The sequence below is a fragment of the Terasakiispira papahanaumokuakeensis genome (assembly GCF_001709345.1).
GTDB classification, from domain to species: Bacteria; Pseudomonadota; Gammaproteobacteria; order Pseudomonadales; family Halomonadaceae; genus Terasakiispira; species Terasakiispira papahanaumokuakeensis.
The window spans coordinates 3658023-3673328 of record NZ_MDTQ01000001.1; the positions used below are offsets into that span (position 1 = coordinate 3658023).

The following is a 15306-nucleotide window of genomic DNA, read 5'->3' on the forward strand; positions in this document are numbered from 1 at the left end:
GACGACAATGATGCCGTCAAACTGATCTAAATTCAGTATAGCCTGGCGCTCAGTATGGCTCAGCTCACGGGGCGTGATCGCCAGTAGCGGAATATTGAGGGCGCTGATGTGGGCGGCTTCTAGTGATGTCAGCAATGTCGCTGCACGGGCCTCGGGACGTGTCGTGATGACCTTAAAAGGAGACGCGCTCATAGCATGATCTCTGTATAACGGCTATTCGGGGGCGGGAAGATAAGCGGAACCCCTGAGCAGGTTAGCGCCTGCTCAGGGTGAGAATAGTGGTGATGCTTATTTAATTTCACGCCCATAAACCTTGGCCAGAATCTCGCCAGCACCTTGAGCCAGCAAGTCCTCTGCGACGGCAACCCCCAAAGCCCCCGGGTTAGCGGCAGCGCCACGGGCTTCTGCCCGTAAGATCTGGTGGCCTTCCGGTTCTCCCACCAGGGCGCGTAGCCACAGGGTTTCACCTTCCAGCATCGCATAACCACCAATCGGCACTTGGCAGCCCCCTTCTAGCCGCGTATTCATGGCCCTTTCTGCTAAGACGCAAGCGGTGGTCTCAGCATCCGCCAGAGGGGCCAGTAAAGCCGCCGTGTCGAGATCGTCAGTGCGTAATTCAATCCCTAGCGCGCCCTGGCCACAGGCGGGCAGACTGACTTCAGCAGGCATGTCCTGACGAATGCGATCCGCCAACCCCATACGCTGCAACCCTGAAGTGGCGAGAATAATGGCATCATATTCGCCCGCATCCAGCTTACCTAGACGGGTTTGCAGATTCCCTCGAAGCCAGTGAACGGTGAGATCAGGTCGAGCGGCGCGAATCTGACAACCTCGGCGAAGGCTTGACGTCCCAATGACTTTACCCGCCGGTACTTGATCCAAACTGTCGTAGTGATTCGATACGAATGCATCGGTCGGGGCATGACGCTCTAGAATCGGGCCTAGCATCAACCCCTCTGGGAACGTCATGGGCACATCTTTCATCGAGTGAACGGCGATATCGGCTTGATCTGAGAGCAAGGCGGCTTCCAGCTCTTTAACAAATAGTCCTTTGCCACCAATTTTAGCCAAAGGCGTGTCGAGTATTTTATCGCCTTGTGTCGCCAGGGGGACCAGCTCAACGGTCAAATCTGGGTGCAGCGCCTGTAAACGGGCCTGCACATGTTCAGCTTGCCACATGGCCAGTGGGCTGCGACGGGTGGCGATTCTCAGTGTGTTCACATCGACTCCTGTTTGAACGGCAAGTGACAGTTTTCAAGGCATCATGATACGCGAAAAGGACAGTGCTTTCGCATCTGTCCTTTTCATTCCGACCTTATTCGCGCCAAGAGATCTGTATTGGCTGATCTGGATCAGCTGAAGGTTATCCTCAAGGCGGCTTACAAGAGCCCGTCGGCTCTGAACATGGCTTTTATGCCGCGAACCGCTTGACGAGTGCGATCATTATTTTCAATTAACGCAAAGCGAACATAATCATCACCATAGTCGCCAAAACCGATGCCCGGGGAGACACACACTTTAGCCTCAGCAAGCAGTTTCTTAGAGAACTCCAGTGATCCCATCTCCGCATAAGGTTCGGGAATTTTCGCCCAGACATACATCGACGCCTTAGGCTTATCGACCATCCAACCGGCTTCATGCAACCCTTTGACTAGCACATTGCGACGCTGCCGATATTGTTCGGCAATATCGCGGACACACTGCTGATCACCTTCTAGTGCAGCAATCGCCGCGACTTGAAGCGGTGTGAAAGTGCCATAGTCGTTGTAGCTCTTGATCCGTGCCAACGCATGTACAATTTCTTTATTGCCCACCATAAAGCCTATACGCCAGCCGGCCATATTGTAACTTTTAGACAGCGTAAAGAACTCAACGGCGACCTCTTTGGCGCCGGGCACCTGCATAATCGAAGGCGCCTTCCAGCCGTCATAAACAATATCGGCATAGGCCAAATCATGGACCACAATAATGTTGTATTGCTTGGCCAACGCCACGACGCGTTCAAAAAAATCCAGCTCGACACATTGCGCCGTCGGGTTGGAAGGGAACCCGAGAATCATCATTTTCGGCTTGGGAATAGATTCCCGAATCGCGCGTTCAAGCTCAATAAAGAAATCGATCCCCGGCACCAGCGGCACAGAACGCACCTGAGCACCGGCAATCACGGCCCCGTAAATATGAATCGGATAACTGGGGTTAGGCACCAGCACCGTATCGCCTTGATCCAAAGTGGCCAGCATTAAATGAGCCAACCCTTCCTTTGAACCAATGGTGACAATGGCCTCGTCTTCAGGATCAATCTCCACTTCATAGCGATCCTGATACCAGCGCGAGATCGCACGTCTTAACCGTGGAATGCCGCGGGACGTCGAGTAACCGTGAGTATCCCCCCGCTGCGCGACAGTGCAAAGCTTCTCAACAATATGAGGTGGGGTTGCACCATCGGGATTGCCCATACTGAAATCGACAATATCCTCGCCTCGACGGCGGGCCGCCATTTTCAATTCGGCAGTGATGTTAAATACGTAAGGAGGTAAACGTTCAATGCGGGAAAAGTGGCGAGCCGTCTGCTCACCTGTCGTCTGTGTCATAGCGCTCTCGATAGACGTCAGCGCCCGGAACCGTCCGAGCGACGCAGGCCATGCCTTCATGACCTTCTATTGATATTAGCGTGAATGCGATGAGGTCGCCAGTTTATTTTGATCTCGCGCTGAGTTTTTCAAGTACCGTGATGTGTGTTTCATTGTAACGCTATCCGAGTGCCTACTGTGCTCGGGGTTTATTGCTATTCAATTTACAGGGCTTTTAATAGACTTTATTAATAGGGTTTTTCATTTTACTTCATAATGAAGGGTTTTTGGTTTTCAATGGTCTAGATGAGTATTCAGCTTATTGTTTCACCCAAAGTAACTCAATATACTCATCGGCGTGATTAGCACCTCAAAAGTGGTCGTTCGACCGTTCTAATAATTAAATTTTGCTCCCGGCACATTATTTAGGCGCCTGCTTTTGAACGTAGAGACCCTGCGGGATCTATCGAGTGCCTTCTCCTGAAGTTGCTTGCCGAGGAAAGCGCAAGGAAAACCTGATGAATAGACGAGAGGCCTTGAAATCTCTTAGTGCGTTGATTGCAACGGGAGCGGTTGCGGCCAGCGCCCGAGCCAGCGAAATGCAGGGTTACCCAAGCAATCTCGCGGTGGCCGACGAGTTTTTGCCGCGGCCTGCTATGGACGGCGGTAAGATGCACGTTCTTACTGATGAAACCGCACTCAAAACGGTCACGGCAGTTTTCGACCGTCTTATTCCCGCCGATGATTTAGGGCCATCAGCCAGCGAAGCCGGATGCATTGTCTTTCTTGATAGCCAGCTCGCTGACCGTTTTGGTCAGGGCGCTCAGCTGTATCGAGAAGGGCCAAAACTCCCTGGCGCTGATGAGCTGACCCAAGCACCGCAATTTATTGCCACCCCGCGAGAACGCTATGAAACCGGGCTTAAAGCGCTAGAAGCCTATGCGCAACAGACTGACGGGGCTGCTTTTGCCGACCTTCAGCCAGACCGACAGGATGAAATTCTCCAGGGTATGGAAGAGGGTTCGATTAGCCTCGCTGATGACATCAACACCAAAGCTTTCTTTGAGTTGATGCTGCAGAACGTACGGGAAGGTTATTTCTCCGACCCCATCTACGGCGGCAACAAAGATATGGTGGGCTGGAAGTTGATTGGATTCCCTGGTGCCCGCTACGACTATCGCCTCTATGCCGATCGAGTTGGTCAAAAGCTCGATTTAGAGTCCATCAGCCTCATTCCGCTCGATTGATGCAGCGCACCGGTAAAACAAGGTAGTAATGATGACAACCAATAGCAAAGCTGACGTAATCGTTGTGGGTCTTGGCTGGGCAGGCTCGCTCATGGCCGAAGAACTGACCCGTGCAGGTCTCAACGTCGTTGCAATCGATCGTGGTCCATGGATCGATACCTCAACCCATACTCCGCCTGCCGTCGATCCTGATGAACTGCGGTGGGGTATTCGCAAAGAATTATTCTCCCCGCCTAAAGACAACACACTGACTTTCCGGAACACACTAGATCAGACGGCTGTACCGCAACGCGACTTCGGTATTTTTGAGTTAGGCGGTGGCGTTGGCGGTGCCGGCTTTCACTGGGCGGGTATGGCTTGGCGCTTTAATCCTTATGACTTTGAAATCCGCTCCAAAACTATCGAACGTTACGGTATCGATCGTGCTGAAGATGGTGAACTGCAGTTACAGGATTGGGGCATTACTTATGATGAGCTGGAACCCTTCTATGACCGCTGGGAACGCATCGCTGGTATTTCAGGAAAGGCGGGCAACCTCAATGGCGAAAAAATTGAAGGGGGCAACGTTTTAGAAGGGCCGCGGTCGCGTGATTACCCCACCCCCCCGTTGAAAACGTTACGTTCAATGGAAGTCTTCAACGAGGCAACCGAGCGGATGGGCTATCACCCCTTCACCATCCCCGTCGCGAATATATCCCAAGCCTATGTTAACCCTTTGGGCGTTAGCATGGGGGCCTGTAGTTATTGTGGTTTCTGTTTGGGTTTTGGTTGCGGTAATTTCTCAAAATCCTCGCCACAAGCATGTATCTTTCCTGCGTTGATGCGGCGTTCCAACTTCCGGTTGCTGACCGAAAGCTGTGTGACTCGCGTCAATAAGGCGCCTGATGGTCAAACAGTGACGGGCGTTACTTATGTTGATGCCCATGGCAAAGAACATGTGCAAGAAGGTGATATTGTTTGTATTACCGCCTTCCAAATCGATAGCACTCGATTGATGCTCTTATCGGGTATTGGTCAACCCTATGATCCGCGCGACCAGTCTGGTGTGGTGGGGCGTAACTTCAGCTTCCAGACCGTATCAGGTGTTGATATGTGGATTGAAGGCGAACAGATGAATCCATTCATTGGCGCTGGAGGCCTGGGGAGTCAGATCGATGATTTTAATGCCGATAACTTTGATCACAGCGATCTAGACTTCTTGCATGGCGCGGGGATGTTAACACTTGCTCGTGACGGCATGCCGATTAGTAAGGCTAACAAGCTACCTCAAGGGTCACCGCGTTGGGGCTCCGGTTTCAAGCAGGCGTATAAAGATCACTACCAAACTTATACGACTATTTTTAACCAAGGCTCGTCAATGCCGATCAAGCATGGCTATTTAGACCTTGATCCAAACTATAAGGATAAGTTCGGTCAGCCGTTGTTACGTCTGACCTACGACTATTCTCAAAGCGACCGTAACATGGCGAAGTTTACCATGGACCGCTCGATCGAAATTGCCAAAGAAATGGGGGCGCAGCACATCACGCCATTCAACTTTGCCGATAAGCCTTTCACAACCTCCATCATTGCATCTGATCACGTAATTGGCGGTACCCCAATGGGGGCTGACCCCCGAACGTCAGTAGTGAATCCTTATCTACAAAGCTGGGATTGTCACAACCTGTTCATCTGCTCGGCTTCGGTCTTCCCCATGAACTCGGGTTACAATCCGACAGAAACCGTGGGGGCTCTTGCCATTCGTACAGCCCAGGCGATTCACCAGCAATATATCCAAAATCCTGGTGCACTGGTAAAGGTATAAAATATGGCAAACTATAAAAAGATCAGTACCCGCATTCTAGTGCTTGGCGCTGTGGTGATTGTCGCTGTGGGCTTCTGGGCTTCGCGCTCATCAAATACCGAACGTAATGCTGTGGCCGATGATAACGTCGCATTGGCTGATTTCCGTAGCACCGATATAGAAGCCATTCAACGTGGTGAATATGTCATGCGTACTGCGGATTGTGCGGCCTGTCATACCCAGGGCAAAAACAATATGGCGGGTGGGTATCCGCTCGCCACACCCTTTGGCACGCTGGTTTCATCGAATATCACACCTGACCGGGATACCGGTATTGGACAGATGACTGAGCGCGACTTCTTTAATGCCGTTCGTAACGGTCAAGGCTCCAAAGGGTTTCTCTACCCGGCGATGCCTTATACCGCTTACGCGAATCTGACCGATCAAGATATGCATGACCTTTGGGCCTATATGTCGACGGTTACGCCCGTGAACCATGCTATTGATGAAAACAGCGCGATGGCGTTCCCTTACAACATCCGTTTAGCGATGCTGGGTTGGAACATGTTGTTTTTCGATAACAAAGCGTTTGATGGCGATGCGGACGGCGCTGATAGGGGGCGTTACTTGGTCGATGCCGGTGGCCACTGTTCAGTCTGTCATAGTCCGCGCAATGCGCTGGGTGCCGAAAAATCGGATCACTACCTACAAGGTGGGCAGCTTGGGAGCTGGTATGCCCCCGACATCACATCGAACCCTCATGTCGGCATTGGTGATGTCAGCGTCGAAGACTTGGCCGAATATTTAGGTACCGGCACCAATGGGCAGGCTACTGCTGCGGGCCCCATGGCTGAAGCTGTCGAGCATTCACTCCAGTACATGAGCGAAGACGACTTAATGGCCATAGCGTCTTACCTTAAATCTGTTCCAGCGTCTAAGACTAAAGCCCACACAGCTTTAGATGCCAGTTTGCCGTCGATGAAACGGGGGGCACTGGCCTATGAAGTCAACTGTGCGGCCTGTCATGGGGTTGAAGGTGAAGGTATGGGAGAACTCGCGCCAGCGCTTGCAGGTAACCATGCATTGCAAGGCGAGCCCAATAATGCCATTCGTGCGCTCATGGTCGGGGCTCGTGCCGCAGCCACTCACACCAAGTTGACGGGGGCTGGCATGCCTTCTTTTGCCTGGAAAATGAACGATCAACAAATTAAAGATGTGCTGGACTATGTGCGTAACAGTTGGGGCAACGCTGCTCAACCGGTCACGCCGGAACAGATCGAACGTATACGGGTTGGGATGCAGGCACGGGATAAGATGATTGATGGATACTGATATTTTATCGGTGTATAGGGACTGATATTCTATCTATCAAGAGGGAGGCGGGGCGATAGACCCTCTCCCTCGAATTCGACCACATTTCATCATGGGTGCTGCGCTATTGCCGAGGGAATCTATCCGGATGTCTAAACGACCTACAATGCAGGATGTGGCTGATATCGCCGGCGTTTCTCTCTCCACTGTTGATCGTATTCTCAATCGCCGTACCAATGTGAGGTCTTCAACACTTCAGCATGTACTCGAAACTGCTGAACGTATCGGCTTTTATGGATCCCCAGTCATTCGCGATAGACTTAGCGAACAAGCCCCGTCTTGTACTTTCGGATTTTTGCTAAACCCTATTCAGCGAACGTTATATCGCGAATTTGCAGAACGACTTGTGCAACGTACGCTCGATGCTTCATGCGTTCAAGGAACACCCAAAGTGCTCCACATAGAACGCTTGAGTGAAGAGATGATGATTAACGGTCTGTATCGTCTCGCTGAATACTGTCAGGTGATCGCTGCGGTGGTGTTTGATACTCCGGCGATCCACGCTGCACTTCGTGACCTCACGAGTCAAGGATGTGCTGTCATTGCAATGTTTACCGACGTTACATCACCTGAATGCATTGCTTTTGTTGGGGCCGATCCGACCAAAATGGGCCGTGGGGCAGGATGGATCATGCATGCTTTGAGCCCTGATCATGGCCAGGTACTTGTTCTCTCAGGTTCACCCCAATATAGCGCCCATCGCGCCTACATTGCAGGATTTCACTCTTACATGTCAGAGGCGCCACATTCACGGCGCATCAGTCCGGTGCAATATACTGCAGAAAATGACAGCCAGGCCGAAAGCTTAGTTCGGGCTGCCATCGCCCAGCAGCAAGTGACCGGTATCGTAATGGTCGGAGGCGGGTTAGAAGGCGTGATACGTGCTGTCCAAGAATCAGTAACGCCATTGACCGTTATAGGAACAGAATCAAGCCAGTCTATTGATCGTGCCCTAGTGGCACATGAAGTTGATGCCGTGATCAGTCACCCTCTGGCCGAAGTGGTTGAACATACCGTAAGTCTTATGGAAGACTTCATACTTTCAGGGCGTCGCGGAGAAAGAAAAAACTGTTTCGTGAAAGCTGAAATTCGCATCAGCGAAATCGTATAACCTTCGTCCACCTGTCCATCCTTGAGCATGTTGAACCTGGATTTCATTGCCCAATCCGAAAAGTAATACTTTGAAACCACCTGATTACTTTTAAGGTGTCAGGGCTTATTATTTAAATTAATAATATTATCAACCCCTTTTTTTGATATTGTTTACGAGTGCATCGAACTCATTCATATGAGCAAAGAACTGAGCTTTCTGATCCGAAGGTAATGATGTTGCCATTGGTAACGCAACTTTCATCGAGTCGACGGGTCGATTATGGACCAATATTTCAAAATGTAGATGCGGCCCCGTCACCCGGCCAGTCGCCCCGGACAATGCAATTCTTTGCCCCCGCTTAACATGCTGACCTTTTTTTACTAGGAACTTACTGACATGTAGATAACGCGTTTTATATACGCTGTTATGTTTAATGACAAGATAGTTTCCGGCATAAGGATGACTTCGAATGGCAATCACTTGACCATCTCCTATTGAATATATTGGAGTCCCCACGGGGGCTGCGAAATCAGTGCCATGATGGGGCATAATTTTCCCGGTCACAGGATGTTTACGCCTTAGATTAAATGGCGAAGTGATACGCCTAAAGGGTTTATGCATCGGGTAACGATTAAAGGCTCGTTCAAGACTGTGGCCTTCTCGGTCATAAAACCGCCCGTCTTGGGCTAAAAAAGCAGCAATTTCTCCTTTTGAAAGTTTAAATGAGATTGCCTTTATCTCACTACGACCTGTTGCCTGATTTTCCAGATATTGTTTGCTTATTAATATGTTGAACTGATCGCCGTTTCTTAAACTATGCTTGAAATCAACTTCGTCTTTGAGACTATTTGAGATGTTGGCGATTTGGGTCGGTGTTAATCCCAAATGGTGTGCGGATGTATAAAAACTACCGTCTATTTGTCCTGATAATAACAGATCATGCCAGGAGCTGGGAACTTCATTGAACTCGTAAGAGAACGAACCATCATCCTTCCGAGAATAAATAGATTGCTCAACTAAAGACATATTATATACGAGCTTTTTTAGCTGTCCTGCTTCATCCAGATCCAGCTCTAATAACTCCCCAGGCTTAATCATATCAATATGAAGATAATTTTGATCGACGGAGAGAATGCGTTGTAACGTATTATAGGTGATGCCATTTTCATGAAAAATATGGCTCAGTGTGTCTCCCTCTTTCACTGTATAGTAGATGGTGCTTGTCTTTAAGACAGGCGCCACATCTTTAACCAGAGATTCCTGATCCGTTTGAACATGATTGATTGGTATCTGAGCCGTTTCTTGAGCCGTGCTGTTCGTCACGATTAACCATGCAACACCGGATAAAAAACACACAGCAATAACTAAAGCAAAATTGATCAGTCTATTCATTAGAAACCAATGCATCGATGGGTTGCCAGAAAAATAATGTTATATCATAACAATAACAAGATAGCCACCTATGGATCTCAGCCCGACACTCGCTTTAAACTCCGATCAACCTGAAACAGATCATCCTGTATCTCATTCGATTAATAAGCACCAAGTTAAGCCAGGGGTTGTGACTGTCCCGCACCCCAAAGAAGGACATTAAAAATGGGACACTAAACAGCATATACAAGGTGGCGGGTCTATAGTCCGCCACATCTCAAAGGTGAGTGTGATGAAGTATCCCGTGTGTTGTCATACAGATGATGGTATTGAGTACAGCGTTACCGTCCCCGATGTGCCGGGTTGCTATGGTGCAGGGGATACCCTGGATGATGCCCTATCAGATATCGAATCAGCGTTGCATGCACATTTTGAACTGCTGGCAGAGGACCAGGAGCCGATACCGCAGGCAACCAGCATCACAGCGCATAAAGATAACGGTGATTATGTTGATGGGGTCTGGGCGGTTATTGATGTCGATCCGGCCCCGTATATATGGGTAAAGCTCAAAAAATCAACGTGACTTTGCCCAGCTTTCTGATCAGTCGGATAGCGCATAAGCTGAAAGAGAGTAATGAATTCAAAAGCCGCTCACAATTTCTGGCTATTGCTGCTGACAGGCTCTTGCAATCTCGTTGAGAAACACGTCCCACGGCGTGGGGAATACTAGGGGATACAAGCGTCGGGACTCCATTGTCCAATCAACAACCAAGGAAGGTGTTAACAAATAATCCCTAATTGCAAGCATTATTGAGGAATAGTTCAACCACTACCAACGCAAATCATTGAAAAATAAAAAAATGGTTGAAAAACTTACGAAACATTAATTTGATAATAAATAATTATTGATATTAAATCAATAAAGAATAAAAAATGATGGTAAAGCTCAAAGCCTCATGCTCGATATCAAATACTACATTCTAATTGATGCGATCGCGCGTCATGGATCGCTTCATGCTGCATCAGCGGCAATTGGTTTAACACAACCAGCTGCAACACATCGCATAAAGGAGATGGAGCGTCGATTAGCGGTGACTTTGTTTGAAAAGCGCGGCCGCCGGTTGGTACTAACACCGGCGGGGAAGCGTTTACTCGATACCGCACGCGAAGTCATCCCCTTACTGATCGCCGCCGAAAAAGAAGCGGCGTTGCTTGCACGTGATGAGATGCCAGCTCTTCGGTGGGGTGTCGATGCCCATGACATTGTGGGCGCTATACTGCATGAGGCCTACTCTAGAGGTATTCATGGCATCGATATTTATCGTTTCTCAACGCAGGCTAAAATCAGCGCGCTGTTAGACAAACAGATCGATCTAGCCTTAGTGAACAGCCCAATGGTCCCCAAGGGGATCAAGAGTTTATTGATTCACGAAGACGAGCTCAAAGCAGTCGTACCCATCACCCATCCATTGGCCAGCCGCGATAGCGTGTGTGCTGAAGATATCGCACAGGAACCTTACCTCACCTTTAGCGCCGCCCGAGAACCTGGCTTCGAATTCGATCGTTTTTTTAATCCTCAACAACACTCCCCTGAGACGATACGCATCATCGAGTCGGTGCACACGCTACTGGGAGTCATCGCTGCAGGCCAGCAGGGGGTCAGCATTCTCTCCACCTGGGTTGTGAAAGCGTCAGGGCTGGAGGACAAAATTACGCTAGTGCCTCTCGACGGGGTGCGCATTCCTATTGATTGGCATCTCGCCTACCTGGATAACGACATCGTTAATGAGCACCTTCCCCAGCTTGAAAAAATCTTTATAAAAACCTTAAAAAATAACTAACTCTCAACCGGAGTACTGCAATGAACAGGATCGGGATACGTAGAGCTACGTTCTACCCCTCTCTTTTGTTGCTAGGAAGCATGACGCTTCTAGCACTGATTAATGGACCTCTGCTGTTAAGACTAACCAACACACTGCATGGTTTCTTAATGGCTCAGTTTGGCTGGCTCTATGCCCTGACGTCCTTCACTCTCGTCCTGATAGCCCTAGGTGCTTTCTGTCGGCCCATTGCTAACATCAAGATCGGCGGTGAGCATGCGACCCCCATCCTAAGCCGCTGGCAGTGGTGTTCGATTACGTTATGCAGCTCAGTCGCCATCGGACTACTTTTTTTTGCTGCCGCCGAGCCCATCTTTCATATGATCAAACCGCCTATGACTGCAGGCGTAGCGCCAATGTCGCCGCAAAGTGGGGCAGTTGGCATCGCATCACTCTATATGCACTGGTCGTTCACCACTTACGCCATCTATACCATTCCAGCGCTGGCATTCGCCATCGCACATTATAACCTGGGTATGAAGTTCAGCATTTCGTCGGCGATGACTGCGGCGCTTCCCATCAAGATGGGACCGATCACTCGGCAGATCATAGACGCACTGGCGCTGATAGCCTTAGTGGCCGGCATGGTGGCCTCTCTGGGGACCGGTGCCATGATGCTTAGCGGGGGGTTGAGTCGTCTTTTCGGCATCGAGATTAATGACACCTTAATTGCTATACTCTGCATGGTCGTCATGCTAGCTTCGGCGTTATCAGCAGCCTCGGGACTTCTCAAGGGGATTCGCTTTCTGTCAAGTTGGAATGCTCGCGCACTGGTCTTGATGGCGACCCTGGTGCTTTTTTTCGGTCCCACCGCTTTCGTTGTCAATGGCGGTATCGATGCTTTCGGTCGATATCTTTCCGGCTTCATCAGGACAAGCCTGTCGACGGGCACAATCAACGATGATGGATGGCCCAGAGCTTGGACGTTGTTCTTCTGGGCTAATTGGTTTGCCTGGGCACCTGTGACAAGTATGTTCCTAGGGAAAATTTCCCGTGGCTACACCGTTCGTGATTTTCTGTTGTTCAATTTCCTTATGCCGGCAGGCTTCGTGCTGATATGGTGCGCCACTTTTGGCGGTCTAGCTGTATTTACCGAGCTCAATACCCCTCACCTACTAAGCGAGACACTGAAAAACAGCGGTCCGGGAGATGTCATCTGGGTATTGCTAGAGCAGCTGCCCTTTGCACTACTTTTCGTCGCTTTATTTCTGATTCTCTCACTGGTTTCCTACGTCACAGCAGCTGACTCCACTATCGATGCTATCTCAGGTATGTGCTGTGATACCCAGAGCAGTGCAGGGGTTAGTTCATCACCCTATTATCTTAAACTGGTATGGGGTGCCATCATCTCTATCATCACGTTAGTGCTCACAGTCAACGGTGGGCTCGAGGCGCTCAAGATGATATCCACCGTCGGGGGCTTCATCGGTATGCTAATCGTCATCTGCGCCGCCGCTTCTCTCACCAGGATGATGTTCAGCGCTCAGCACTTACCCGTTTCGCAGAGAAAATCGATCCCACAATTTTACAATCCATAAATTTATCTGGGCAAAAGGCACTAAAGCTTCATTATTAATCAATAACCCTATACGTATCATGGTGTTGTTGATCAAAAGGAGAGCAACATGACCCAGACGACCAATCGTCAAGCTTTAGCCACTATCGAAGAAATCGTCAATCTCGAAGTGTACCCTCTTAATGATCGAGGAAGTCATACCTACCAACGTTGCGTAGAGGCCATTCATCAACAGCTAGATGAGGATGGCTGCGCGCACTTTGCTCGGTTTATCCGCGCCGATCTAATCGACCGTCTTCGTGAAGAGAGCGAAGAACTCGCGCCCCAGGCCCACTACCACCACAATCAGGTCACGCCCTACGCCACAGAAGATGACGACAACTACCCAGTCGATCATCCATTACGTCGTTTCCAGTCTTTCAGCAACGGCTTCGTTGCTAAGGATTTAATTTCGGAAGACAAGCTTGTACAGCGCCTATATGCCAACGTGATCTTCCAACAGTTCATCGCTGACTGCTTACAAGAAGAACGCATCTACGAATATGCCGATCCCATCGCGGGACTCGTCATCAATGTGATGCCAGAAAATACAACGCTACCTTGGCATTTCGACACTAATGAATTCATCGTTAGCCTGATGACACGTCGCCCCGAAGCCGGAGGTGAATTCGAGTATGTACCCGAGATCCGCACACCGGGCAACGAAAATTTCGATGAAGTCCAGCGTGTGCTTGATGGCGATCACTCCCGCGTCAAAGTGCTGACGCTCGAAACCGGCGATCTTCAGCTATTCAAAGGCCGTTATTCCATGCACCGCGTTGCTCCCGCACAAGGCCAGCGCCTCTGCACGCTGCTGGGCTACGCTAAAGAGCCTGGCATGATTGGTCGCGTCAAACGCACCAAAGATGTTTACGGACGCGTAACCCAGGCACATATCGATGCTGAAAACGTCCAACGCGAAGACTCACTGGCAGGTTAATCGTATGACAACCCCTTACTCAACCGCGGCACCGACAAACACGGCGCTCAACTACGATACGGTCGATTTTCAGGACACCCCAATCGACTTGGCGCTGGAACACCGCGTGGCCGTCTATCGTCTAGGCCGCCTACGCCAGCAGATCAAAGAACACGATCTTAACGCCGTGGTGCTCTTCGACCCGATCAACATTCGCTACGCTTGTGGCGTGCGTAACATGCAAGTCTACTCCCAGCGTAACCCGGCTCGCTACCTGGTGGTGCCAGCGGAAGGCCCGGTGGCGCTGTTCGAGTACCGCTCCTGCGGTCACTTGGCCAAGGGCATGCCGACCATCGACGAGATCCATGGCGCGTCCTCGATCATGCCGCTGCACAGTGGGCCGCACTCGCCACGCCACGTTAAAAACTTCGTTGCCGAGATCGACGACGTGATGCGCCGCTCGGCCTCCGGCGGTAAGCGCATCGGGATCGAAAGCGCGCCGACGGAGGTCGTGAGCGCTCTGGCCGAGCACGGCTACACGCTGAGCGACGCCGCGCGGCCGGTGGAGATCGCCAAGTCGATCAAGAGCTTCGACGAGCTGACGCTGATCGCCAAGTCCGTCGAGCTGACCGAACAGGCGATGGCCGTGATGGAGCGCGCCATCGAGCCGGGGCTGACCGAAAACGGCCTATGGTCGATCTTCCAGCAGAAGGTCATCGAAACCGGCGGCGAGTACATGGAAACTCGCCTTTTAAGCTCCGGCGACCGCACCAACCCGTGGTTCCAGGAAACCTCGGCCAAGCAGCTTGCCGCCGGTGAACTGGTTGCTTTCGATACCGACACGGTCGGCGTCTATGGCTACTACACCGACTTCTCGCGCACCTTCTTCGTCGGCGGCGAAGGCGCCAAGCCCAGCGCCAAGCAAAAAGAGCTCTACTCGCTCTCTCGCGATGAGATCGAGACCAACATCGCACTAATGCGCCCGGGCATGTCGTTTCGCGAATATTCCGAGAAAGCGTGGAAGATTCCGGAAGGCTACCGGGAAAACCGCTACCTGGCGGTGGTTCACGGCTGCGGCATGACTGGCGAGTGGCCGATCATCTCGCACAGCATGGACTGGGACGAGGTCGGCTACGACGGCATCATCCAGCCGGGCATGACGCTCTGCGTCGAATCCTTCTGCGGCCACCGCGACGGCGGCGAAGGGGTCAAGCTCGAAGAGCAGGTGCTGGTGACCGAAACCGGCGTGCGCCGCATGTCGACCTACGGCTACTCAGATCTGCTGACCAACCGCTAAAAGTTCAGTCTAATTTTGCCAAGCCCCTGAATTCTTTGCAGTGCCTCGGGGCTTGACTTCCGAAAACCTCGTTCAGAGTCCATGGATATCACAATCGCAGCCCTTTCATACAAACTTTTTCGCTTGCCTAAGCGTCATCATCAAAGAGCTGCTAGCGATCGTCCCGCAAGGTCGGTTCTGTCAAACGATGTAGACAACCTTGAAAGGAGATATCACGCTC

The 15306-nt window shown here is 50.9% G+C and carries 14 protein-coding genes; 10 read left to right on the plus strand and 4 right to left on the minus strand.

Translation table 11 applies throughout. The features are described 5' to 3' along the window. The 3 genes from BFW38_RS18000 to alaC all read right to left on the minus strand — a co-directional run. Positions 1–192 (minus strand): uroporphyrinogen-III synthase (locus tag BFW38_RS18000; RefSeq protein ID WP_218186438.1); only part of this gene is annotated, 192 nt, incomplete at its 3' end. 96 nt (positions 193–288) lie between these two features. Beyond that, a complete protein-coding gene (gene hemC, locus BFW38_RS16030) occupies positions 289–1221 on the minus strand; it encodes a hydroxymethylbilane synthase (RefSeq protein ID WP_084004714.1) in 933 nt (310 codons plus the stop codon). A gap of 158 nt (positions 1222–1379) precedes the next feature. Further along, the gene (gene alaC / locus BFW38_RS16035) at positions 1380–2591 is read right to left on the minus strand and encodes an alanine transaminase (RefSeq protein WP_068999796.1); all 1212 of its coding nucleotides are present in this window, start codon (positions 2589–2591) and stop codon (positions 1380–1382) included. A 497-nt stretch (positions 2592–3088) separates the two neighbouring features. Between alaC and BFW38_RS16040 the strand changes: the two genes are divergently transcribed. The 4 genes from BFW38_RS16040 (at position 3089) to BFW38_RS16055 (ending at position 8082) form a co-directional block, all read left to right on the plus strand. Further along, complete coding sequence (locus BFW38_RS16040) at positions 3089–3817, plus strand: gluconate 2-dehydrogenase subunit 3 family protein (protein ID WP_068999797.1); 729 nt, start codon at positions 3089–3091, stop codon at positions 3815–3817. A 91-nt stretch (positions 3818–3908) separates the two neighbouring features. Next, a complete protein-coding gene (locus BFW38_RS16045; protein WP_218186439.1) occupies positions 3909–5621 on the plus strand; it encodes a GMC family oxidoreductase in 1713 nt (570 codons plus the stop codon). A gap of 3 nt (positions 5622–5624) precedes the next feature. After that, positions 5625–6932: a cytochrome c gene (locus BFW38_RS16050; protein ID WP_068999799.1), complete on the plus strand. Its 1308-nt coding sequence runs from the start codon at positions 5625–5627 to the stop codon at positions 6930–6932. Positions 6933–7059: 127 nt separating this feature from the next. Further along, a complete protein-coding gene (locus BFW38_RS16055) occupies positions 7060–8082 on the plus strand; it encodes a LacI family DNA-binding transcriptional regulator (protein ID WP_175401000.1) in 1023 nt (340 codons plus the stop codon). 129 nt (positions 8083–8211) lie between these two features. Here the strand turns inward: BFW38_RS16055 and BFW38_RS16060 are convergent, their stop codons facing one another. Beyond that, on the minus strand, positions 8212–9456 hold the full coding sequence (locus tag BFW38_RS16060; RefSeq protein WP_084004833.1) for a peptidoglycan DD-metalloendopeptidase family protein: 1245 nt from the start codon (positions 9454–9456) through the stop codon (positions 8212–8214). Positions 9457–9727: 271 nt separating this feature from the next. On the opposite strand from BFW38_RS16060, the gene BFW38_RS16065 reads away from it, so the two are divergent. From BFW38_RS16065 to BFW38_RS16085, 6 genes are all read left to right on the plus strand, one after another. Beyond that, entirely contained in the window at positions 9728–10018 is a 291-nt protein-coding gene (locus BFW38_RS16065; RefSeq protein WP_281180427.1) for a type II toxin-antitoxin system HicB family antitoxin, read from the plus strand. Next, on the plus strand, positions 9991–10134 hold the full coding sequence (locus BFW38_RS18530; protein WP_425427927.1) for a type II toxin-antitoxin system HicB family antitoxin: 144 nt from the start codon (positions 9991–9993) through the stop codon (positions 10132–10134). Before BFW38_RS16065 ends, BFW38_RS18530 begins: the two co-directional genes overlap by 28 nt. A 257-nt stretch (positions 10135–10391) precedes the next feature. Next, complete coding sequence (locus tag BFW38_RS16070) at positions 10392–11276, plus strand: LysR family transcriptional regulator (RefSeq protein ID WP_068999801.1); 885 nt, start codon at positions 10392–10394, stop codon at positions 11274–11276. Between the two features lie 20 nt (positions 11277–11296). Beyond that, positions 11297–12853, plus strand: a complete 1557-nt coding sequence (locus tag BFW38_RS16075) for a BCCT family transporter (protein WP_068999802.1) — start codon at positions 11297–11299, stop codon at positions 12851–12853. 87 nt (positions 12854–12940) lie between these two features. Next, on the plus strand, positions 12941–13810 hold the full coding sequence (locus tag BFW38_RS16080) for a HalD/BesD family halogenase (RefSeq protein ID WP_068999803.1): 870 nt from the start codon (positions 12941–12943) through the stop codon (positions 13808–13810). A 4-nt stretch (positions 13811–13814) separates the two neighbouring features. Further along, a complete protein-coding gene (locus BFW38_RS16085) occupies positions 13815–15086 on the plus strand; it encodes a M24 family metallopeptidase (protein WP_068999804.1) in 1272 nt (423 codons plus the stop codon). Positions 15087–15306: the final 220 nt, after the last annotated feature.